Origin of the sequence: Rhodococcus sp. WAY2, from assembly GCF_009859915.1 — a bacterium.
Classification (GTDB): Bacteria; Actinomycetota; Actinomycetes; order Mycobacteriales; family Mycobacteriaceae; genus Rhodococcus_F; species Rhodococcus_F oxybenzonivorans.
The window spans coordinates 4455065-4476858 of sequence record NZ_CP046572.1; the positions used below are offsets into that span (position 1 = coordinate 4455065).

17 protein-coding genes and 1 pseudogene are annotated in these 21794 nt (G+C 63.8%); 11 read left to right on the plus strand and 7 right to left on the minus strand.

Features of this window, described 5'->3' with window-relative positions:
* Positions 1 to 197: 197 nt before the first annotated feature.
* The 4 genes from GFS60_RS20350 (at position 198) to GFS60_RS20365 (ending at position 5417) form a co-directional block, all read left to right on the plus strand.
* Complete coding sequence (locus tag GFS60_RS20350; protein ID WP_159924031.1) at positions 198 to 1487, plus strand: MFS transporter; 1290 nt, start codon at positions 198 to 200, stop codon at positions 1485 to 1487.
* Positions 1487 to 3154 (plus strand): AMP-binding protein, encoded by a 1668-nt coding sequence (locus GFS60_RS20355; protein ID WP_159924033.1) that lies wholly within the window; start codon positions 1487 to 1489, stop codon positions 3152 to 3154. The genes GFS60_RS20350 and GFS60_RS20355 overlap by 1 nt, the downstream gene beginning before the upstream one ends.
* Positions 3142 to 4116, plus strand: coding sequence for an NADPH:quinone oxidoreductase family protein (locus GFS60_RS20360; RefSeq protein WP_159924035.1), 975 nt, complete (start codon positions 3142 to 3144; stop codon positions 4114 to 4116). Before GFS60_RS20355 ends, GFS60_RS20360 begins: the two co-directional genes overlap by 13 nt.
* A 362-nt stretch (positions 4117 to 4478) precedes the next feature.
* Positions 4479 to 5417 carry an alpha/beta hydrolase gene (locus tag GFS60_RS20365; protein ID WP_159924037.1) on the plus strand — a complete coding sequence of 313 codons (939 nt, stop codon included), beginning with the start codon at positions 4479 to 4481 and terminating at the stop codon, positions 5415 to 5417.
* A gap of 69 nt (positions 5418 to 5486) precedes the next feature.
* Here GFS60_RS20365 and GFS60_RS20370 read toward each other — a convergent pair whose 3' ends face one another.
* Positions 5487 to 6137, minus strand: a complete 651-nt coding sequence (locus GFS60_RS20370; protein WP_159924039.1) for a Dabb family protein — start codon at positions 6135 to 6137, stop codon at positions 5487 to 5489.
* Positions 6130 to 6477: a hypothetical protein gene (locus tag GFS60_RS20375; RefSeq protein ID WP_159927385.1), complete on the minus strand. Its 348-nt coding sequence runs from the start codon at positions 6475 to 6477 to the stop codon at positions 6130 to 6132. The genes GFS60_RS20370 and GFS60_RS20375 overlap by 8 nt, the downstream gene beginning before the upstream one ends.
* A gap of 278 nt (positions 6478 to 6755) precedes the next feature.
* Between GFS60_RS20375 and GFS60_RS20380 the strand changes: the two genes are divergently transcribed.
* From GFS60_RS20380 to GFS60_RS20395, 4 genes are all read left to right on the plus strand, one after another.
* Positions 6756 to 7040: a YciI family protein gene (locus tag GFS60_RS20380; protein WP_159924041.1), complete on the plus strand. Its 285-nt coding sequence runs from the start codon at positions 6756 to 6758 to the stop codon at positions 7038 to 7040.
* An 842-nt stretch (positions 7041 to 7882) separates the two neighbouring features.
* Positions 7883 to 9355, plus strand: coding sequence for an aldehyde dehydrogenase family protein (locus GFS60_RS20385; RefSeq protein ID WP_159924043.1), 1473 nt, complete (start codon positions 7883 to 7885; stop codon positions 9353 to 9355).
* 118 nt (positions 9356 to 9473) lie between these two features.
* Positions 9474 to 11090 carry a flavin-containing monooxygenase gene (locus GFS60_RS20390; protein WP_159924045.1) on the plus strand — a complete coding sequence of 539 codons (1617 nt, stop codon included), beginning with the start codon at positions 9474 to 9476 and terminating at the stop codon, positions 11088 to 11090.
* 45 nt (positions 11091 to 11135) lie between these two features.
* The gene (locus tag GFS60_RS20395; RefSeq protein WP_159924047.1) at positions 11136 to 12041 is read left to right on the plus strand and encodes an alpha/beta hydrolase; all 906 of its coding nucleotides are present in this window, start codon (positions 11136 to 11138) and stop codon (positions 12039 to 12041) included.
* Positions 12042 to 12670: 629 nt separating this feature from the next.
* Here GFS60_RS20395 and GFS60_RS39200 read toward each other — a convergent pair.
* The 4 genes and pseudogenes from GFS60_RS39200 to GFS60_RS20410 all read right to left on the minus strand — a co-directional run.
* Positions 12671 to 12836, minus strand: a pseudogene (locus tag GFS60_RS39200) (acyl-CoA dehydrogenase); the annotation flags it as partial.
* A gap of 135 nt (positions 12837 to 12971) precedes the next feature.
* Positions 12972 to 13823, minus strand: a complete 852-nt coding sequence (locus tag GFS60_RS20400; protein ID WP_159924049.1) for an SDR family NAD(P)-dependent oxidoreductase — start codon at positions 13821 to 13823, stop codon at positions 12972 to 12974.
* 366 nt (positions 13824 to 14189) lie between these two features.
* Positions 14190 to 15413 carry a CaiB/BaiF CoA transferase family protein gene (locus GFS60_RS20405; protein ID WP_159924051.1) on the minus strand — a complete coding sequence of 408 codons (1224 nt, stop codon included), beginning with the start codon at positions 15411 to 15413 and terminating at the stop codon, positions 14190 to 14192.
* Between the two features lie 165 nt (positions 15414 to 15578).
* Positions 15579 to 16511: an alpha/beta hydrolase gene (locus tag GFS60_RS20410; RefSeq protein ID WP_159924053.1), complete on the minus strand. Its 933-nt coding sequence runs from the start codon at positions 16509 to 16511 to the stop codon at positions 15579 to 15581.
* Positions 16512 to 16732: 221 nt separating this feature from the next.
* On the opposite strand from GFS60_RS20410, the gene GFS60_RS20415 reads away from it, so the two are divergent.
* Together GFS60_RS20415 and nudC are read left to right on the plus strand one after the other, a co-directional pair.
* Entirely contained in the window at positions 16733 to 17476 is a 744-nt protein-coding gene (locus GFS60_RS20415; RefSeq protein WP_159924055.1) for an alpha/beta fold hydrolase, read from the plus strand.
* Positions 17477 to 17545: 69 nt separating this feature from the next.
* Positions 17546 to 18445 carry an NAD(+) diphosphatase gene (gene nudC, locus GFS60_RS20420; RefSeq protein ID WP_159924057.1) on the plus strand — a complete coding sequence of 300 codons (900 nt, stop codon included), beginning with the start codon at positions 17546 to 17548 and terminating at the stop codon, positions 18443 to 18445.
* 42 nt (positions 18446 to 18487) lie between these two features.
* On the opposite strand, the gene GFS60_RS20425 is transcribed toward nudC, so the two are convergent.
* A complete protein-coding gene (locus GFS60_RS20425) occupies positions 18488 to 20230 on the minus strand; it encodes a sigma-54-dependent Fis family transcriptional regulator (RefSeq protein ID WP_236603218.1) in 1743 nt (580 codons plus the stop codon).
* A gap of 263 nt (positions 20231 to 20493) precedes the next feature.
* Here GFS60_RS20425 and GFS60_RS20430 point away from each other — a divergent pair, with 263 nt between their 5' ends.
* Positions 20494 to 21588 carry a hypothetical protein gene (locus tag GFS60_RS20430; protein WP_159924059.1) on the plus strand — a complete coding sequence of 365 codons (1095 nt, stop codon included), beginning with the start codon at positions 20494 to 20496 and terminating at the stop codon, positions 21586 to 21588.
* The last annotated feature ends 206 nt before the right edge of the window (positions 21589 to 21794 follow it).

Below are 21794 nucleotides of genomic sequence, written 5' to 3' on the forward strand. Positions count from 1 at the left end.
CGATCGGTACAAGAATGCTTGCGATGGCGTGTGCGGTGTGCTAGACCTGTGACTGTGGCCACACAGGGTGACGGCGCGGAGGCAATGTCCGATCGGCGAGCCCTGGACGAGGCCCGACGGCCCGATCACAAGCGCGGTGGCACCGGATCGACACGGCAGCCACACCGCCCCACATCAGCAGCGATGGGAGATTCGATATGAGAGTCATCGACGACCTGGAGGTCACCCGGGTCAAACCCCAGAAGGTTGCCTTCGCGTCCTTCGTCGGAACGGCAATCGAGTGGTACGACTTCTTCATCTTCGGGACCGCGGCCGCCCTGGTATTCGGGAAGGCGTTCTTCCCGTCGCTGAGTCCGCTGTCGGGAACGCTGGCCGCGTTCGCGACATTCGGTGTCGCGTTCGTGTCGCGGCCCGCGGGCGCGATCGTCTTCGGGCACTTCGGAGACCGGATCGGCCGCAAGAAGATGCTGGTGTTCTCCCTGGTGCTGATGGGGTCGTCGACGGTCGCGATCGGACTCATTCCCACGTACGGAGCGATCGGTCTCGCGGCGCCCGTGCTCCTCGTCCTCGCGCGGCTGGCGCAGGGCTTCGCGGTCGGCGGCGAATGGGGCGGCGCGGTGCTGATGGCAGTCGAACACGCACCGCGCGAGAAGCGGGCGTTCTACGGCAGCTGGCCGCAGGCCGGTGTACCTGCCGGACTCGTGCTCGCGACGCTCGCGTTCCTGCTGGTCGAGCAGCTTCCCGAGGACCAGGTACAGGCGTGGGGATGGCGTCTTCCGTTCCTCGCCAGCGCCGGACTGGTCGCGGTCGGCATGTACGTGCGACTGAAGGTCGTCGAATCGCCGGAGTTCGAGAACGTCAAGCGCAACAGGAAGATTGCCGACTTCCCGATCCTCGCGGTCCTGCGGGGTGAGAAGCGCGCGCTGGGCGTCGGGATTCTCACCCAGGCCGCCTCCCTCGTGCCGTTCTACCTCGTCACCGTCTTCGTGCTGTCGTACGGTCCGAAGGAACTCGGCATCTCGCGGCAGACGATTCTGCTGAGCATCCTGGTCGCATGTGTCCTCGACATCCTGTCGGTGCCCTACGCGTCGATGATCGCGGACCGGATCGGAGCACGGAAGATGTTGATCTACGGGTCCCTCTACATGGCGGCGATCGCGTACCCGTTCTTCTGGTTACTGTCCACCGGCGTCGGTGCCGCAGTTCTGCTGGCGATGATTTTGATCATCACCATCGGTCACGCCGTCACCTATTCCGCGGTGGCCGGCTACGTCACCGGTCTGTTCCCGGCCGAAGTCCGGTACACCGGCGCGTCCGTCGCCTATCAGTTCGGTGGTGTCGTGTTCAGTGCCCCCGCACCGTTCATCGCGGTGGCCATTGCTGCCGAGACCGACGGCTCATGGGCACTGGCCGCATACATAGCCGCGGCGTGCGCCATCACGGTCCTGGTCCTGACCCTGACGAAAACTGCAAAGGTGAATCACTGATGTCTCTCGACAGACTCGCATCGTCCGCACTCGCCGGTGCCTGGCAGGACATCGAATCGCTGCTGGACCGCGACCCGTTCGGTGGCGATTTCAACACCGCCCACGAAATCTGCACCCGCTACGCAGCCGACCCGAACCGGTTGGCGCTGACCGTCCGGCACGAGGACGGCTCGGCCGACCGCTGGACGTACCACGAACTCGACAGGCTCGCGGCCAAGGCGGCACGGGTGTTCGCCCGTGCGGGGCTGATCCGGGGAGACCGGGTCGGCGGACTGCTCTCGCGACAGGTCGAGAGTTGGATCACCGCACTGGCGGCGTGGCGCTCCGGGCTGGTGTACGTACCGCTGTTCGGCGGGTTCGCCCCGGACGCGATCGGCCTGCGCCTCGACGCGGCGGGAGTCCGCGCGGTCGTGGTCGATCAGCGGTACCGGTCGGCCCTCGCGGACGCGCAGGCGACCCACGGACTCGATCCCGCGGTGTTCGTCGTCGGCGACGCCGCGACCGGCAACGACGACCGGTCCTTCTGGACCGAGGTCGACCGTGCCGACGCCGACGGCCCGCTCGCGACCACGGCACTCGGGGACACCGCCACCCTGCTGTTCACCAGCGGAACATCCGGAACACCGAAGGCGTGCACCATGACCCACGCCGCCTTCGTCTCGGTCATGCCCTACGCGCAGGCCGTTCTCGGGGCGACCCGCGACAGCGTCGTCTTTTCGACGTCGGATCCGGCGTGGGCGTTCGGGCTGTACAGCACCGGCGCCGCCGTCATGGCGCTGGGCGTGCCGCGGGTCATGTACTCCGGGAAGTTCGTCCCCGAGGCCTGGCATCGCGTCATCCGGGAAGAGAAGGCCACGATCCTCACCACCGCCCCGGCCGCCCTGCGGCGACTGACGGCGACCTTCGGGCAGGACAGGGTGCCGCCATCCCTCCGGACAGTCGCCGCTGCCGGTGAACCGCTCACCGCAGCGGTCGCCGCGGAGTGGGCCGGCACCGGTGCCCCCGTCGTGCGCAACGGGTACGGACTGTCCGAGGTCGGCATGCTCCTGGGCGACACCCAGGGCACCGAAACGCGGTCCGGTCCGGGCTGGATGTCCGCCACGATTCCGGGTTTCGACACCTTCCTCGCAGACAGGGACGGTCAACCGGTAGCCGACGGCCAACCGGGATTGATCGCGGTACGAAAGCCTCGGCACCAGATGTCCAGCGGCTACGAGAACGCCCCCGACCTGTGGGCCGACCGCTGGCGCGGCGACGTATTCCTCACCGAGGACCGTGCCGTCACAGACCCACAGGGGCGGTGGCAGATACTGGGCCGGGACGATGACATGATCATCGCGTCGGGGCACAACATCAGCCCGGTCGAGGTCGAGAACGCGCTGTTGCAGCACCCGGCGGTCGCCGACGCCGCGGCAGTCGCGTACGACGATCCGATTCGCGGCGGAGTGGTCCGGGCCGTCGTCGTCCGCGCGGACACTCGGGCCGACGACGGCGACCTCGTCACGCAACTGAAACACCTTGTGGCGCAGCGCGTTGGGCCCTACGCAGCACCCAAAGTCGTCGACTTCCGATCCGACCTCCCGCGTACCGAAGTCGGAAAGCTGCGCCGGGCTGCCGTCCGCGAACTCCCGATCACAGGAGCGGGGGCAACCGCATGCGTGCACTGATGGTCACCGCGCTCGACGGTCCCCGGGCGCTCGCCCCGGTCGAGGTCGACGAACCCGTCGCGGACGACTCCGCGATCCTCGTCGAGGTTCATACGGTCGGGGTGTCATTCCCGGATCTGCTTCTCACCCAAGGTCGGTATCAGTACAAGCCGGAACTGCCCTTCGTCCCCGGCGGCGAGGTCGCCGGGATCGTGCGGTCAGCGCCTGTCGGCAGCGGATATTCTCCGGGGGACCGGGTCGTCGGATTGACCGGTGTGGGCGGCGCCATGGCCGACCTGGTCGCACTGCCGCCGGAGACGACTTTTTCTCTCCCCGACACGATTTCGATGTCCGCGGGCGCTGCCCTGCTGTTCAACTACCTCACCGTGCATTTCGCACTGGTTCGTCGTGGGCGTCTCGAGAAGGGGGAGTCGGTGCTCGTCCACGGCGCTGCGGGAGGCATCGGCACCGCCGCGATGACACTGGCGCCTCACCTGGGCGCGTCGCGGACCATCGCCGTCGTCAGCAGTGAGGAGAAGGCGGAGTACGTGCGGAGTCTCGGCGCCTCCGACGTCGTGGCCACCGGGAACTGGCGGGACCAGGTCCTCGCGATCACCGACGGCCGCGGGGTGGACGTCGTGGTCGACCCCGTCGGGGGCGATCGCTTCACCGACAGCGTCCGATCGCTGGCGACGGGCGGGAGGATTCTGGTGATGGGCTTCACCGGCCGGGACATCCCCTCGGTGAAAGTGAACCGACTGCTCCTGAAGAACGCGTCCGCAGTCGGAGTCGCGTGGGGCTCGTGGTGGGCCGAGGACCCCCGACGACTGTCGGCGCAGTGGATCGAATTGTGTCCCTTGCTCGCATCGGGCGCGTTGACGATTCCGGAGCCGACGCGGTACCCGTTCGAGGCGGCGGCCGAGGCCCTGCTCGATCTCGAACACCGCCGAACCGTCGGGAAGAGTGTCCTGACCCTTCGGTGAGGCGGCTCCGCCGCCCGTGAGTGGTTAACGAGTCCCTGCACTCGTTAACCACTCACGGGCCGCAGGCTGGGGTTTGATTGTGAGAAGCTACCGGTCCCGTTTCACATTCGGCTCGAAAGACCCTGCGGCTGAGCTCACCCAGGCGGCCCTCGGCGCCGCCTCCGGCTAGAAAACACTCGTCCCTGTAATCCCGATCTGGGATGTCTGGAAATAGTCGGTATGGTCTCCGCCATCGACGGCGGATGGATCATGAACTGAAAGGGATGATGGGCGACCGCTGATCGGGAATCCTGGTTCCGGCTCATCCGGCGGCGCGCTTACCGTGACCGCAGGAACGCGCCGACCGACCAGGAGACCACACCATGGCAGTTCGACCCACCCTGCATCCCGAAGTTGCAGCGATGCTCGCCACCCTCGATGCAGGGTTTCCGGACATCACGGCTGTGCCGCCCACCGAACTGCGTGAGTTGATCCGCGACCGGCGGGCGCCCTTGCAGCAACTGCCGGACATGCGTGAGGTCACCGATCTCACGATCGAGACTGCCGATGGCAACCTCGCGCTACGCATTTTCCGGCCGCACTGCGACGATCCGGAACTGCCTGTGGTGGTGTTCGCCCACGGTGGTGGGTTCGTGTTCTGTGACCTCGACAGTCACGACGAATTGTGCCGCTCCATGGCGCAAGGTGCCGGCGTGGTCGTGGTGTCGGTCGACTACCGCCTGGCTCCCGAGCATGCCGGCCCGGCCGCACACGACGACGTTTACGCCGCCCTGGAGTGGACCTCGAAGAACGCCGCCGAATACGGCGGTGACCCCACCCGGATCGCACTGGCGGGCGACAGCGCCGGAGGTAACCTCGCCGCGACGGTCGCTATTGCGGCCCGCGACCGGGGTGGCCCGGCCGTCGCCGCGCAGGTGCTGCTGTATCCGGTGATCGACGACGACTTCGACACCGAGTCGTACCGCCTCTACGGGACCGGGTACTACAACACCACCGAGGCGATGAAGTGGTACTGGCAGCAGTATGCGCCGAACGGGACCGACGATGTGCGTCTCGTTCCCACCCGGGCGGAGACACTGGCCGGTCTGCCGCCGGCGGTGGTGATTACCGCCGAACTCGATCCGCCGTGCTCATCGGGTGACGCGTACGCGGCGCGCCTCACCGCGGACGGTGTCCGAGTCCGGCACCACCGGTTCGACGGACTCTTCCACGGATTCCTGACCTTCCCTTCGCTCTCGCTCACCGCGCCGGCGCGCGAACAGATCTGGGAAATGGTGCGCGACGTACTCGGTAACGCATAGCACCCGCGCTACCTGTGGTGCGGTCGGCCGGTCACCGGTCCGGCCGCACCACAGCGCTTTTCGGGGGAGCTACCGGTCGGGGATGACGAGGTCGTCGAGTTCGCAGAAGGTATGGCACACCCGGTCTCGGACGATGATGTCGGTGCACTCGGGGTCGAACCACCGGTCCACGACGCTCCAGTGGATCGGATGATTCAGGTATTGACCCGTCACGGCACCATGGTCGGTGAACTCCTGCTCGAACACGTGAGTCCACCGCTGCGGACCCAGGGCCGCGTCGACTCTGCTGAGCTGCCACGCCGTGATCGACGAAATATGTTCGGGCATCCGGAGTAGTTCCCGCTCGAACCGTTGGACGACGGAGTCCGGTGTACCCGACTCCACACGGAGCAGCAGTGCGCGGTACAGGCGGCTCGAATGCTGTCCGGGCCCCCGACCGCCGAGTCCGGGGGCGTACTCGACCCCGTCGACTCGGTCGGCAATCGGCTGGGAAAGTGCGGAGTCGATGTCGTCCGCGCGGTTCCGCCAGCTGGCGGTGTCGGTGAGCTGTAGGTGCACGATCAGGTCGCCGCCGTTGATGACTCCCGGCAAAGTCGGGGCGATGAGTATCCGTTCCACGCCGGCGGCAAGGATGGTTCGACGCGCATTGTTCGCGTACTCGTCCCGCGCAGTGGCATCGGCTGCCTCGGTGAAGTGGACGACCCTCGTGACGTTATACATCGCACACACCGTCGACGTCCTCGGCCGCTGCCGCCATGGAACGGGTTCGGTCGAGGATCATCGGGTCCATCCGTGACCACCACCGGCCGAGCTCCGGGTCGGGGCGGCCCCGCCGGGTCATGTCCCACCAGGCGTCGACCCCGTCGACCACCCACGTGATGGTGATGGTATTGGGCTCGTCCGCCCACCAGATCGGGGGGCTGACGAGAATTCGATCCAGGGTCATTCCGCGTGCCCGTCCCCCCGGTACGTACTCGGTGACGTACGCGTCGACGAACTCCCGGGCACGTCCGGGTTTTGTGACCACACGATCGACCACGTATACCTTCTCGTCTACCATGGCCTGAACGTAACGGCACTCGAGCCGCTGGAGCAGAGGGTCTCCCTCTTGGCGGGAGAGGTGCGGCTCCGGTGAGACCGGCGCGAACGTCATCGAGGGCATCGTCGGACGGTTGCGACACGCTGGTCAGATCCGATTCCGTTTCATGCCTCCACTCATGGAGCAATCAGTGTCGCGAAATAGGACACGAGTCACCTCATCCGCACTTCTACCCTTGTCGAGTGTGCAGTTCATGCGCATATTCGGAGCCGTTTCATTCCCCCGTTTGAGGAGCAACCATGGCCTTGTTCGCTGTGATCTGGTCGTATACCACCGATGCGTCGGTCAAAGAGGCTGCGCGTGCTGAACATCTGATTTTTGTCAAGGATGCCGCTGCCCGAGGCGTGCTGCAGGAGGCCGGCGCCTGGGTCGACGGCGCCGGGGCCTTACTGGTATTCAAAGCGGACAGCGAAGACGCCTTGCGTTCTCTGCTTGCGGAGGATCCTTACGTCACGCAGGGCGTCGTCGTAGGAGAGCGCATCTACGAATGGAATCCAGTCATAGGCCCTCTCGTCGGCGTCTAACGGCGAATGCGGCAGACCTCAGTTCCTAGTGGCTCGCTGTTGAAGTTACTTGGCGGTTTGCCGCGGTAAGTACTTGGTCGGCGGTGTTGGTTCAGACGAACGGGCTTGCCGTTCTCTTATTCTGAACCCCACCTCCGCCAGGTGCCTTCCTAGCGATTTGCGTGGCCCGGCAACCTTGCCGGTGGCGATATGGCAGTAAAGTCTCCATTTCTCTGTGAAATGCATTCTCACCGTCACGGCCTTGTTTATCGCGCCAGTGCGGCGCGAAAGATCTGACTCTACCGCGCTTTCGAATGGTGCTGTAGTCCCAGCAATTCGCAGCTGCCAACCCACGTGCCCTTCTCGCTGAACAATGGCGTCGGCGACCGGGAGTGACGGTCGTACCTGCTCTCGAGCGCTGCTTTTCGAAGTCCTTGAAGGCAAGTCAGATTGGCTCGCATCTTCCCGCTGCATGCATCCCGAAGATTGCTTATATACGTAAAACATTCCTCTATTGTGTTTTCGGAGGACGGGTGTCATGCTTTCCCGACAGCGTGTTCCAAGTCACTCGAGTGGTCATTGCTGAATCGTTTTGTGAGGTGTCCGAGGGCTTTTGGCCGCCCACTGGCTATCGCCACAAAAGAGTGGATTCCCAGTCACTTCGACTACCGCCGCTCGACTGCACTGAGACCGGAACGTCCGATATCGACACGCCCGCGGTGACAGCACGCACTACAAGATTGCCGAGAAGATTTTCATACCGGCACACCCGCCGCTTTGCGCGTGCGGGTGACAAGACACAACACCTCCGCGCCGAGGGCGAATCCAACAACCTCTGCGCCTACACAGATCGGGGAACAAAGATGTCCGTGAACTTGGACAGCCCAACGTTGCCGTCGTCGATCGCTGACGGGACCACGTTGTATATCGCGGGTCGATGGAGCACCGCCACCGACACTTTCGAGCGTGTAGATCCTTCCGATCTCCGCCGGGTGACGGGAATCTACGCTTCAGCGACTCCCGGCAATGTCGACGCTGCGTACGCCGCCGCAGGCGGTGCTCAACCAGCGTGGTCCGAGACGACAGCAATTGAGCGGTCGAACTATCTTCGTGCTGCCGCTGACCTTTTGGAAAGCCGCGTTCACGAAGCTGCCCTCACGATCACCGCAGACATGGGGAAGGCGATCCGTGACGCACGCGCCGAGGTCCTGCGCAGTGTCGCCATCCTCCGCTACTACGCCGGTGAGATACTGCAACCCAGTGGAGAGACATACCCCAGTGCCGACTCACGCACGATGCTGATGACGGTGGAGGAGCCGCTCGGTGTCGTCTGTGTAGTCACACCGTGGAACTTCCCTTTCGCGCTTCCGGCGTGGAAGATCGCGGCGGCAATAGGTTTCGGGAACGCGGTTGTGTGGAAGCCCGCCGAACCGGCCTGCGGATCCGCAGTGTTTCTGACGAAAATTTTCGCAGAAGCCGGGTTGCCCGCGGGGGTCGTCAATCTGGTGACAGGCAGTGGTAGAAAGCTCTCGGCGGCACTCACCGGGAACCCGCGACTCGCAGCCTTGACCTTCACCGGTTCGGGTGCAGTCGGGTCGCGACTCCGTCAGGCCGTCGCCGATCGCAACATCAAGGTCCAGCTCGAGCTGGGCGGCAAGAACCCGTCCATTGTTCTCGCCGACGCCGATGTCGAGGATGCAGCGCTACAGATCGTGAAGAGCGCGATGCTCCACACGGGACAGCGCTGCACCGCGACGAGCCGGGTTTACGTCGACCGCGCCGTCGCTCCCAAACTACAAGAACTGCTGGTGAAGCACGCTGACGCGCTCGTCGTCGGTAATCCGTACGACGCGGCCACCGATATCGGCCCACTAGCCTCGGTGGAGCAACGTGACACGGTGGCCGGCTACCTGCAACTCGCCCGCGACGAGAACGTCCAGTTTCTCACGAGGCGGGAGTTCGATTCCGACACTTGCTATATCGCACCCACCATCCTGACCGGAGTGTCGGAGAAGAGCAGGCTCGTCCGGGAGGAGATCTTCGGACCAGTCGTGACCGTGCAGGAAGTCGATAATTTCGACGATGCGCTGAAGGCCGCGAACGACACGGACTACGGCCTGTCCTCCGGAGTGTTCACCAGAGACATCGCGACCGCGATGACCTTCATCCGGCGCACACAATCGGGGTTGGTGCACATCAATCGCGAGACCAGCAGTGTCGAGCCACATGTGCCGTTCGGTGGGCTCAAGAGCTCGAGCAGCATGAGCCGAGAACAGGGGAAGGCCGCACGTACCTTCTTCACAACCACCAAGACCGCGTATGTCCGCTGGACCTAGAAGCCGCGCCGGACAGGATTCCGATACTTCAGCTCACCACAATCTGCGACGCAGAGCGCAATACACAGACCCCAGGCAGCAGACCCCAAGCAGCAATTGGTAACAAGAGGAGACAACAATGAGCACAACCGCACCAGCCGTAACCGAGGTACTCGACGTCCTCGTTGTAGGAGCAGGATTCGCCGGGTTGTACCAGCTCGAGAATCTGCGGAGTCGAGGGTACTCGGTGAAAGTAGTCGAGGCGGGTGAGGACCTGGGTGGGATCTGGCACTGGAACCGCTACCCGGGTGCCCGAGTGGACAGCGAAGGTCCCATCTACCAGTTCACCCGCCCCGACCTGTGGGATGAATTCGCCTTCTCCGAGCTCTATCCCGGAGGTGACGAACTGCGCCGCTACTTCAAGTACGTCGATGCGAAGCTCGACCTGAGCAAGGACATTTACTACAACACCCGGGTCGCTTCCGCCGAGTTCGACGAGACGGCGAACACGTGGACCGTGATCGCGGAAAACGGAAACGTTTTCGTCTGTCAGTACTTCGTTCTGTGCACCGGATTCGCAGCAAAGCCGATCTTCCCGAATCTCCCGGGAATGGACAGCTTCGCAGGGATCAACCACCACACCGGTCTGTGGCCCGAAGGCGGAATCGATTTCGCAGGAAAGCGAGTCGCCATCATCGGTACCGGCGCCAGTGGCGTGCAGGTCGCTCAGGAGGCGTCGAAGGAAGCCGCACAGCTGACCGTCTTCCAGCGCACCCCCGTCCAGGCGCTCCCGATGCGCCAGCGTCGGCTCTCCGACGAGGACAACTCGAAGATCAAGTCCGATCTGGCGGACAGGTTCAGTCGTCGTCCGGCGTCATTCTCCGGCTTCGACTTCGACTTCATTCCCAAGTCAGCCCTCGAGGTGAGCGACGAAGAGCGAACCGCCACCTATGAGCGACTGTGGGAGCACGGTTTCGAGTTCTGGCTCGGAACGTACCAAGACGTCTTCGTCGACGATGCTGCAAACGACACCGCCTACGAGTTCTGGCGTGACCGGACGCGTGCCCGGATCAAGGACCCGGTGATCGCCGAGAAGCTGGCGCCGATGAAGAAGGCGTACCCCTTCGGCGTGAAGCGCCCCTCGCTCGAGCAGACGTACTACGACATCTTCAACCAGGACAACGTGCGTCTCGTCGATCTGCACGAGGACCCGATCGAGACGATCACGCGCACCGGGCTGAAGACCGCTTCGGAAGAGCACGAGTTCGACATCATCGTTTATGCAACGGGATTCGACGCCGTCACCGGTGGCCTGACCGCCATCGACATTCGCGGCACCGACGGTACTTTGCTCCGGGACAAGTGGTCGAACGGTGTACGGGCAAACCTTGGGGTCGCGACGGCAGGATTCCCCAACCTGCTGTTCCTCTACGGACCACTCAGCCCGTCAGGCTTCTGCAATGGGCCCAGCTGCGCCGAGATCCAAGGTGACCTCGTCATCAACACCATCGACTACATGCGGGACAACGGATTGAGCCGTATCGAATCCGAGGCGGATGCGGATGCTGCCTGGTCCGATCACGTCGCCGAGCTGACGGCCGAGGCGCTCTACGACAAAGCCGACTCCTGGTACATGGGTGCCAACGTCCCGGGTAAGCCGCGGCAGTTGCTGAACTACCCCGGTGGTCTTCCCCTCTACCTGGCCAAGTGGGACGAGACCGTGTGTGCGGGATACAAGGGCTTCGCGCTTTCCTGAGCAGTCAATCTCCCTCCCTCGAGTAGTGATGAAAGTGAGCAACACATGTCCGTGAGCAAAGAATCCTTGTTCCTCAACGACCTGTACGCGTCGTGGCTTGCCCGGTCCGAAGGAATGGACCTCGCCAGTCAGCGAGATATGTTCGAAGAGTGGCATCTTCCGACCATCGAGCCTACCGATGTCACCTATGAGGAAGTGACAGCCAACGGTGTGCCGGCAATGTGGGCCAAGCCTCTGGGGGCCGCCGAAGACCGCGTAATCGTCTTTACCCACGGTGGCGGTTTCGCGACGGGTTCACGCTTCTCACACCGAAAGCTTGCAGCACACCTGGCTAAATTGGCGGGTGTTCGCGCCCTGATCGTGGACTTCCGGCTCGCGCCGGAGCACAAGCACCCAGCCCAACTCGAAGATTGCATGGCCGTCCAGAAGTGGCTCCGCACGCAGGGTTACAAGGCGGAGTACACGGCGAGCGTCGGCGACTCGGCGGGTGCCAATCTCGCGATCTCGACAACGTTCGAGCTCGCGGGTCTGGACCTTCCCACTCCTGCTGCCGTCGTCGCGCTTTCACCATGGCTCGATATGGAGATCAAGGGGATGACGGTCGAATCGAACGACGCAGTCGACGTTTTGGCCAAGAGGGCGGTTCTGGAAACGATGCGGGGTATGTTTCTCTCCGAACCCGCAGATGCAACGGACCCGCGGGCGAACCCACTGCTCAGCGACTACACCGACTTCCCTCCGGTGTACGTATCGGTCGGCGGCTATGAGACGCTTCTGGACGACTCACGTCGGTTGGCCGAATTGATCGAGAAGGTGAGCGGCGAGGTCGTGCTCGACGTGGTCGATGAGCAACAGCACGTATTCCACTTCAATGCGGGTCGGGCACCCGAGGCGGATCAAGCGCTGAGCCGGATCGCCCAGTGGCTGCGTCCCAAGTTGGGCCTCTCCTGAACCCTGAATGCGCCGCGTACGTGTGAACGTTAAGGATCGCGGCAGCAAGGGGTGAAGGTGTTCGCGGCGGCGGCCTAGACCGGTCTACACCGGTCTAGGCCGCCGCCGAGTTCGTGCCGGTCGAGCACCAGTCGAAGAATCGATCGCAGTGAAGACGGGAGAAATGCACTCATGGATCGTCCAGTCCTCTTCCGAGGCGGCGGGATCATCGAGACAGCCGCACACTGCCCTGCCATCGGTGCCGGATGCGATCTCGCCCCCAGGTGCGACCTCCGCGTTGCCAGTGACAGGGAGCTTCGTGAAGTGCGAATCATCCCGGGTGACGGTGGCACGCGGCGGCTCGACGAAGCCCGCGTTCCCGGACGGGGGGCAGCGATAAGCCTCACTCGGTGCGGATGGCCACGAGGCTCTTGCGCGAGGGACAGCACGAGCTTCGACAGGCTGCGCGAAATACCCGCTGCCGTGCAGGCGCTGGTTCAGCAGACGACCGATCACACGGAGGCAGGCGACAACCGTCGGAGAGAAGCGAATTGCCGCCTCCCTTGACGAGTGGCGTGCCCGAGAAACGAAGAACTCCGTGGAAGTGAATTGACGCTTCCACGGAGTTCTTTCTTTTACTAGCCTTGCGAGGATCCGAATTTTGCGCCCCACGCCAGCGCGGGATTGGTAGATACCTGCAGCTCTTCCATGCGGGGTTTTGCCGATCGCTCCGTGTACCTGGTGGCCATGATGGACGACGACCGATGCCACGTGGCCGGCGCACGACCGGGCGACGGCAATCAGGAGTTCGAGTGAGGTTGCCCCTTGAAGGTGGACACCATAGTTCATGCGGCAACTGGCAGCGTAGACGACGCGATCAGGCGTTGTTCGAAGTCCACCGGGGCGAGGTAGTCGAGCGCGGAGTGACGGCGACGCCGCCCTTGCGGGTGCTCATGGCATCCATCCACCGGCCACGACCACCGTTTCACCGGTGATGTAGTCGGCTTCGGGGATGCACAACATGTAGACCGCTCCTGCCACGTCTTCGGGAGTTCCAAGGCGCCGCAACGGAACCAGAGGGGCCAGGTCGTCCATCGGCACGCCGGTCAGCGGCATCTTTTTGTCGCCGATGTCGATGTGATCTATTCCGGAGGCTCGCCCGTCGGTCAATCTCGTCCGAATGAGGCCGGGTGCCACTGCATTGACGGTCACGCCGTGCGGACCGAACTCCTTGGCCAGTGTTTTCGTCAGGCCGAAGACGCCGGACTTCGCTGCGGCATAGCCCGCAGCACCGGGGGAACCTGTAATCCCGCCCACGGAGGAAATAGTGATGATTCGACGTGAACGACCACTTGCACCGTCGAACAAATAGGGCGCCGCCGCCTGCGCGATCTTGAACGGCGCAGTCAACAGTAGATCCAGCATGGACTGCCACTGTTCGTCGGACATCTCCGTCGCAGGCGCGTAGGTGGAGTAGCCTGCGTTGTTCACCACGATGTCCAGGCCACCGAAGTTCTCCACGGCCGACGCAACCATTGACGCAATGGCGGCCGGATCGGTGACGTCACCGGTGTGACCGACTGCGGAGTAACCATCTCGCCGCAGGTCGTGCGCGACCTCGTGAGAAATGTCGGTGAGATCGTTGACGACGACGGCGACCGATGCACTCGCTAATTTTCGGGTGATGGCCAACCCAATTCCTCGTGCGCCGCCGGTCACCACTGCGACATGTCCAGCCAGTGACCTACCGCTCTCGGAAAGCCCCGCGTTCGACCCGGAGTCCACAGTGTCGGAATCATTCATGCGCATTCCTGTTCTCATCGATCAACCCGATGCGACGAGCTCCGGGCGTTCGACGTGGAGTCAAAACAAGCAAGCGCTTGCTACACTGCGCAGATTATCAGTTGGAAGACCGAATGTGAAGGGGATGACTTTTGGGCATAACGCAGCGCATCAGGCGTGTGTCGTCGACGATCCGCAAGACGGTGCTCATCTAGAAACTCGGCAATCCCTGCCTGCCGTCCCGTCCAGCCCGTGTTACGAGAACTGGCCGTCGCGACCGTTCTACGACCGCAAACGCGATGAACGGCAGACACATGCTCGAGCCCTATCAGCCCTGGCCCGGTGCTTGGTCGATGCCGCGTGGGCGCTGCTGCGCGAGGGTTCCGTCTAGGAGGAGGTCCCCTGAGGCGACGTCGCCCTCACGACGGATGCATCGGCCAGCGCATGGACGCGATCGGCGGAGTAACCGAGATCTTCGAGGATCGTGAAGGTGTCCTCGCCGAGCAGGGGAGCGTGCCGGCTGAATGAGATCGGTGTGCGCGACATCGTGAACGGAGTGCGGGTGGCGTAATACTCGCCTTCGGTGGGATGTTCACGCTTGGTGATCAGTTCTTGGTCCAGGACGTAGGAGTTTTCGTGCGCGTGGGCGAGATCGAGTAGGTCGGACGCGGGAATTCCGTGTGCTTCACACAAGGTCAGCCATTCCTGGGTGGTTCGGCTCGGGACGGCCTCTCGGATCGCTGAGAGAAGTTCGCCCATGTGAGTGTGGCGGTCGTTCACCGAGGCGTAGCGGGGGTTGTCCACCAGGTCGCCGCGCCCGGCGACGGTGAAGAAGTCGTTCCAGTTCTTCGCTGAGTACGGCATGATGCAAATCCAGCCGTCGGCTGTTTGGTGTGGGACTCGTTCCGGTGTCAGCACGCGTGCCCATCCGAAGTTCCCTTCGGCCGGGGCGAAGGTGTGGCCACCGAAGTGTTCGACGAGGTTGAAACCGATCATTGCGTCGACCATCGGCACGTCGACCTCCTGGCCGAGGCCGGTGCGGCTCTTCTCCATCGCGGCGGCGAGGACGGCGATGACGATGTAGAGACCGACGACCTTGTCGGCAATGACGTATGGCGCATAGCGAGGTTCACCGTCGATGAGTTCCGTGAGTTTCGCGGCGCCGGACGCTGCTTGCACGATGTCGTCGTAGGCGGGGTAGTCCCGAAAGGCGGTTTCGGAGCCGTATGCCTGTGCGGTGCAGAGGATCAGTCCCGGATTGTTCTCCGAGAGCCGCTCATAGGTGATGCCCAACTTCTGCCGGGAGCGTGGCCGTAGATTAGTCACCAGCACATCGGCATTGCGCACCAGATCGTCGAGGATCTCGCGGCCCTCCTCGGAGGCAAGGTTGATCGCGATGCTGCGCTTGTTGCGCTGGAGGTTGAGTGTCAGAGCGCTCATCCCGTCATGGCGGCGGGAACCTATATCTCGGCTCATGTCACCGTCGAGGCTCTCGACCTTGATGACGTCTGCGCCCATGTCGGCGAGGGTTGCGGTGGCGAAGGGGCCCATGATCACGGTCGTCAGATCGATGACGCGCAGACCATGGAGAGCGCCGGGTGTGAGTTCCACTGGAACCTCTTTCGCTGCACAGGAAGCATTTTTATGACTATGACAGTCGGGGTGAGTTTCCGCATTAAGGGAGTCTATTACAGATATACGTAACATTGCGTTAGGTGGAGACCACTCGGAGGGATAGAGCCTCTAGGGGCAATTGCGTACTCGCTCGGCAGTGTTTCAGTCGGAGAACTGCTTGCCGAGGAATTCGACGACGGCGCTGTGCAGTTCAGCGCTGCGCGGAATGGCACCGGTCATCCAGTACACGGCATGGACAAGGCCTTCATACAGTTCGACCTGCACGGGGACGCCATGGTCGGCCAGCCGCCGGCCGTAGTCCACGCCCTCGTCCCGAGTGACCTCGTATTCGTTGAGCAACAGCAAGGTCGTGGGAAGTTCAGACAGAACCGCGGCCTTGGCCGGGGAGGCGTACGGATTCTCAGCGTCTTCCGGCGTGGCCAGGTACTGCTCCCAGAACCAGTCGATCGCTGCCGTGGTGATCAGGTACCCCTCGGCGTTCTCCTCGCGCGACGGGAATCGTGCCGTGCCGTCGATGACCGGGTAGATCAATACCTGAGCGCGCAATGCCGGGCCGCCGTTATCGCGCGCTCGGAGGGCTGTGACCGCGGCGAGGTTGCCTCCGGCGCTGTCGCCCATGACGGCTACCCGCATGCTGTCGCCACCGAAGTCGGCTGCGTGCTCGATCACCCAGTTCAGTGCGGCGAATGCATCGTCGGGTGCGGCAGGGAACTTGTGCTCGGGTGCCTTCCGGTAACTCGGTGCGGCGACGATGACTTGCGCGTCGGAGGCCAGCGCGCGGCATGGCTGCTCGGTGACGTCGAGGCTGCCGGCGACCCAGCCACCGCCGTGGATGTACAGCACGACCGGCAGCGGAGTGTCGGACTCCGGGATGTAGAGGCGAATTGCCTGATCGCCGCCGGGTCCGGGGTAGACCGTATCGACAACACGCGCGACGTCTGCCTTCGGTGCCTGGAGGCCGCTGAAGGACTCGACGACCTCACGGACTTCAGCAATGCTCATCTGCTCGAACGACTTCAGTCCCTGCTCGTTCAGAGTGTCTATCAAATTCTTGACCGCAAGATCGAGTGCCATGGTGTGTTCTCCTTCGTGTCATGGGCAAGTCTGTTCAGCAGGCAGTTGGCGCCACACTATGGGTGCGTCCGGCGCGGAAAGTGTCCGAAAATGGCACATGCATCCGCCGCGTGGGTGTGTTTCACAATCGGACACGCCGACGCCCTACTGCGGTTCTAGGTTCGTTCGGAGTGATCAACCGACGGCTGGAGTTTCAGCGTCGCCGACAGGGAGGTACGGCAGTGAACGCGATTGCAGCGATCGAAGGAAACGGTGACCATCGGGTCTTGGTGTTGCACGGCTGGGCGCTGGACAGCAGCGTGTGGCTCAAAGCACGCGCCCTGACGGATCAGTCCCGCTTCACCTACGCGTACGTCGACTTTCCGGGATACGGGGTGAACCGTCCCGAGGCACCGGCCGACGGAATCGACGGGATGGCCGCGGTCGCCCTCGGCGCCGCCGATCAGCTCGGATGGTCGACCTTTTCCGTACTCGGACATTCGATGGGCGGCACCACAGCTCTTCGGGTGGCGACCCTCGCACCTGAACGCGTGACCTCGGTCGTCGCACTGACGCCCGTGTCCCCGGCGGGTACCCCTCTGGACCAGGCGACCTACGAATCTTTCGCCGCGGCCTGGGCAGATCCGGGTGCAGCCATCCGGGGCGCACTGGCACCACACATCGACGAGACAGATTTGAAGAACCTCGCCGACCGCAACCGCTCGACGATGGACCAGGCGACGTGGGAGTCCTACCTGAAGAACTGGACCAGCCCCGACTTCCTCGACCGGATAGGCACCTACGAGGGGCCTACCACCCTGATCGTGGGTGAGAGCGACCCCTTCGTCACCGCCGAGTACCTCGGGGACACATTGGTGGCCTTGCCGCACGGGAACCTGAGGACCGTGCGGGACAAAGCCGGGCACCACCCCATGGTGGAGAACGCTCCGGAGACGGTGGCGTTGTGGGAGCAATCCCTGTACTGATCTGACCGGAAACGTAAGCCGGGTACCGGGAATTCCACGTTCGAATTGCGAAGTCAGGGAGAATTCACCATGTTGAATCACGTTGTGACGGTGAGCCGTCCCGTCTCGGTGCGTGACGACGCGACCGCGTGGGTGGAGGCGTGGCCGGATGCGCGAATACTTCGTGTGAACGGGCGTGGTCAGGTCCGGCTTGTAGACGGACAACTGATGCTGGAACCGGCCACCGACTTCTACGCCGAGCCTCCCGCGCACGCCGTACTGCTCGGCGTCTGTGGCTCGGTTCACGAGTGGGCGGTGCGGGACGAGTCCCTCGCTGACAATTCCACGACAGGAACGGTCGAGCTCGGTGACCTGCGCTCACACGGAGCAATCCTCGACGCTGCCGACACCGACCGGTATGTCACAGCGGTGGCCTTGCTGACGTGGCAGGACGACGCCCCTTTCTGCGTCAAGGATGGGGCGCCGGCAACGATCACCTCAGGTGGTTGGATGCGCGTGTGCACGGCGTGCGGTCGGGAGGAATATCCGCGTACCGATCCCGCGATCATTTGTCTGGTGCACGACGGGGCAGACCGAGTCCTGCTGGCGCGTCAGGCGAACTGGCCGGCACGGAATTTCTCGACGCTCGCGGGCTTCGTCGAGGCGGGCGAGTCTCTGGAAAGCTGTGTGGCACGGGAAGTTGCAGAGGAGGTCGGTCTCACGGTCTCCGATGTGGTCTACGTCGGAAGTCAGCCCTGGCCCTTCCCGCGCTCCCTCATGCTCGGATTCCATGCGACGGCCGACCCCCGAGACGAGTTCGTCTTCAGGGATGGCGAGATCGGCGAAGCTGTCTGGTGCACCCGCGCGGAGGTACGGGAGGCTCTGGCTGCCGGGGATTGGACGAGTTCGACGAAGGCGCACGTGTTGTTGCCCGGTGCAGCCTCGATTGCGAGGCGCATGCTCGAGGCCTGGGCGCGAGCCGGTGACTGACGCTCCATCTCGCGCTCGGCACGGTTCCGTCATCGACTGGCGTTACTGCGGAAGGAACCGGCTCCCGTCGATCCCCAGGGCGCGCATTTTGCGGTAGAGGGTGGAGCGAGCTACCCCCAGGCGTTGCGCAGCCAGTAGTTTGTTGCCGTCGGTCTCGACGAGTGCTTTGAGCAACGCGTCACGCTCCGCCAATTCGAGCGACGTCGAGGCATTTCGGCGGCGTAGATCACCGTCGCGGTAACCGTCGGGCAGATGCTGCACTCCGATGTCGGAGCCCATCGACCGCAGGAGCGAGGACGCCAGAACCGATTCGAGTTCTCGGACGTTTCCCGGCCAGTCCCGCGCGACCAGCAGTTGCAGAGCAGCGGGTTGCAGTCGCAGGCCGTTTCGGTCGGGGGAGTGCTTACGTAGTAGGGCGACACTGATGTCGGCGATATCTTCGGACCGAAGTCGCAGTGGATCGATCTCGATGCGGCGCATGAAGTGATCGCACAGTCGTCCGGCGGGACCTTGACGGATCGCTTCGCCCGCGGTGGCAATGATCTGCGCGCGATGGTCGACTGCCTCACTGAGGACCGCGCAGACGTTGGGGACCAGTTTTTCCGGCAGGAGATCGAGGTGCCGGATGATAAGGGCGCCGTCGACCTTGTTCCAATTGACCAGTCCGGTAATCCACGCGTCGGGGTCGACAGAGGCGGTAGCAGCGTCGAACACGGTGAAACGGCCGTCGGCATCCTGCATCCGGTGGAGGGCGGTCGCGGCGAAGAACTTGCCGACGCCGGGTTCTCCGGTGACGAGGACAGGCGCGTCGATCGAGGCGAGCCGCTCGAGTTCGGTCTGCAGTCGTTTCGTCGACAAGCTGCGGCCGGGAATCTTGACAGTCTCCGCGCGTTTTTCGACGGCGGAGGCTGACGCCAATTGACGGGCGGACGACTTCTTCGTATCGCGGAGATGCTGCCGCATCTCGATGACGATGCCCGCCGGCGATCGGGAGTCTCCGACTCTACGTGCAGTCGCGGATACCGTGACGTTGTCGGCGAGCCTGACTTCCCCGATGAATTCGTCGCGGCCGGCGAGCATTCGGCATGCCCAATCCCAGAGGAGCGCTTGGTCGGACGTGTCGATGATCTGCGCGGCCATCGGAGTGGTCATGATGACATCCTGGTTCAAGGACACCACTGCGGAGGAGCCGCGGCGAGAGGCCTGCAGGAAGGACTGGAGAAGCCGTTGCTCGCGATCGGAGGACTCGGCATAGAGGCGCGACTGAATTTCGCGAACGGCTGATTTCGCCAGGGCGCCCATCAGCGCGTTGGAATCCGACAGGTTGGAGGTGATGTCGAGTATCCCCTCCACGGTGCGGGTGATCGGATGGATGATGGGAACACCGACGCACGCCAGGCTCTGTAGCGCCTCACGGTAGTGCTCGCCACCGCTGACCTGGAACGGTCGTCGCTCCTCCAACGCGGTGCCGATCCCGTTGGTGCCGGTGTCCTCCTCGGCATACCGGAATCCGGGTGCCACGTAGGCGCGGTCCAAACGCGCTCGCAACCCAGCGTTGCCAGCCCTGCGGTCGACGATCTGCGCGGCGGAATCGGCCAGCAGGATGGTCGCGGGGGCGTCCAGCAGATGGAGGACGAGGTTGTCGATCACGGGATCGGCGGCTCTTCTCAACCGGCTGTCGCGATCCACGTCCGGCGTGTAGGGAAGGTCGTCATCGCCGGACGAGACGCCGATAACTTCACACCGTCGCCACGACGCTTCGATCTCGGGTCGGAGATTGCTCAACTCTTGGTTCTCTCGCGATGGCGCTGATGGCCGGAATCGGTCACGTTCGTTCCATGGCCCGCGGCGCGCCTTGTAGATACTCATAGCCACCTTACATAACTATTGAATTCCTGAGCTGATTCCGCCTGGCAATGTAACTTGGCTCACATCGGTGGCAGTGTCCTGTTTTGCTACAGTCCGCTCGCAGATCAGGTGGCGACTGCCGTGCGGCGGAAAGACCGCGCCACTAGTTTCGGGTCGGAACGAGCGGGTACGCGAACGAGGTGAAGGCGAACGAGCATCTGCAGGGAGGGCCCGGTGCCATAGGTGAGCAGGCTTCGGTGCTGTTGATCGCAGATCCGGGCAAGCCTCAGGCTCTCGCGGAACGCGTCGCGGAGTACCTGCCCGAGCGCCTGCGGAGCCGTGACCGGCTCGAGCGCCGGTGGACGGCGTGCGTGCGCAGCAAGCCGTACCTCTCAGACGAGCAAGCGAACTTCGCAGATGTCATCGACGCGGTCGATCCGTCCTCCGAGGGGGAAGACATCGTCGTGTACCTCACCGATCTGCCGCGCCGCGAGGACACCCTGCCGGTGGTCGCCGACGTCAGCGCCGACCACCTTTTTGCGCTGATCTCGGTCGTCGGGGTGGGCGGAGTCGACATCGAGGGCCGCGTCCGCACTGTCACCGAACTCGCGATCGCCCGCATCCTCGGTGAACCGGAACTGACGGCGCCGGGCGCGGCGCGACGGTTCCCGTGTGTGGAGATCGAGGACGGCATCCGGTACTTCGCTCCCTCGGGTCTGCGGCGACTTCGACTGCTGTCGGGGATGGTGCGGGCCAACCGGCCGTGGCGCTTGGTCACCGGACTGTCGAAGGTCCTCGTCGGCGCCTTCGCCACTGGTGCTGTCGCGCTGGCGACCAGCACGATCTGGATGTTCGCCGACACGATGGGTCCGTGGCGTATGAGTGCGGCAACGGTCCTGTCGATCGTGGCGATGATTCTCTGGTTGATCCTTGATCATGAACTCTGGGAGCGGCCTCGGTCGCCGGAGGAACGCGACCGTTCGGTGCTGTACAACACCGCAACCGTCGTCACCCTGGTCATCGGCGTGATCGTCCTCCACGTGGCCCTGTTCTGCCTGCTGCTGTTCACGGCGTGTCTCACTCTTCCCCCGGAACTGCTGTCCCGCATTCTGGGGCACGGGGTCAACTTCTCCGATTACCTCACGCTCGCCTGGCTGCTGGCGTCCATCGCCACCATCGGTGGGGCGCTCGGGTCGGGCCTCGAGGACGACGCTGCCGTCGCGGAGGCGGCGTACGGGGCCCGGCAGCGGCAGCGCATCGAGGGGACGCGGAGTCGGTCGAACGAAACGGGATGATCGCAGGTTTGCACAGCTCAGCAGACCTGAAACACCGGGCATCGCGACCGGCCGAATCCGCCCAAAAGAGGCGCGCGGCTATGCAAGCATGAAGTGTTGTGTTTTGTGGTGAAGCCGAACGGATGAGCCGGGGGGCGGGGAGAAGCGTCCGCCTCACACAAGCGCGTGTCCAGGTTCGGACGCGGCCACGATTTCTTCGGTCGGGG